At 60.6% G+C, this 881-nt stretch carries 1 protein-coding gene; it reads right to left on the reverse strand.

Going from position 1 to position 881, the window contains the following annotated elements; all coding sequences use genetic code 11:
- Positions 1-55: 55 nt before the first annotated feature.
- Positions 56-820, reverse strand: a complete 765-nt coding sequence (locus ACGHU1_RS16860) for an IS6-like element IS6100 family transposase (protein ID WP_001389365.1) — start codon at positions 818-820, stop codon at positions 56-58.
- Between the last annotated feature and the right edge of the window lie 61 nt (positions 821-881).

An 881-nucleotide genomic window follows, 5' to 3' on the forward strand; every position in this document is an offset into this window, starting at 1 on the left:
GGGCTCTGTTGCAAAGATTGGCGGCAGTCAGAGGTAGGCTGTCGCTCTGCGCCGATCAGGCGGCTGCTGCGAAATGGTGGTTGAGCATGCCCATGGCCTCCGTCAGCGCCGAGGGCCCAATGCCAAAAGCTCTCTCCACAAGGCGCACCTCGCCCCTGATGCCGGGCTGCAGGCACCAGGGGCGAGCCTGTCCTTTGCGCAGGGCTCGCATGACTTCGAATCCCTTGATCGTGGCATAGGCCGTGGGGATCGATTTGAAACCGCGCACCGGCTTGATCAGTATCTTGAGCTTTCCGTGATCGGCCTCGATCACGTTATTGAGATACTTCACCTGCCGGTGGGCCGTCTCCCGGTCCAGCTTTCCTTCGCGCTTCAATTCGGTGATCGCTGCACCATAGCTCGGCGCTTTGTCGGTATTGAGCGTGGCAGGCTTTTCCCAGTGCTTCAGGCCTCGCAGGGCCTTGCCCAGGAACCGCTTCGCTGCCTTGGCGCTGCGGGTCGGCGACAGGTAGAAATCGATCGTGTCGCCCCGCTTGTCGACTGCCCGGTACAGGTAGGTCCACTTGCCCCGCACCTTGACGTAGGTTTCATCCAGGCGCCAGCTCGGATCAAAGCCACGCCGCCAGAACCAGCGCAGCCGCTTCTCCATCTCCGGGGCGTAGCACTGGACCCAGCGATAGATCGTCGTATGGTCGACCGAAATGCCGCGTTCCGCCAGCATTTCCTCAAGGTCGCGATAGCTGATCGGATAGCGACAATACCAGCGCACCGCCCACAGGATCACATCACCCTGGAAATGGCGCCACTTGAAATCCGTCATCGTTCCGTCCGTCCAATCTCCGCCAAGCATGCTCAAGCTTCACGATTTTTGCAACAGAGCC

Source organism: Erythrobacter sp. MTPC3, assembly GCF_042854385.1.
In the GTDB taxonomy this organism is placed as follows: Bacteria; Pseudomonadota; Alphaproteobacteria; order Sphingomonadales; family Sphingomonadaceae; genus Erythrobacter.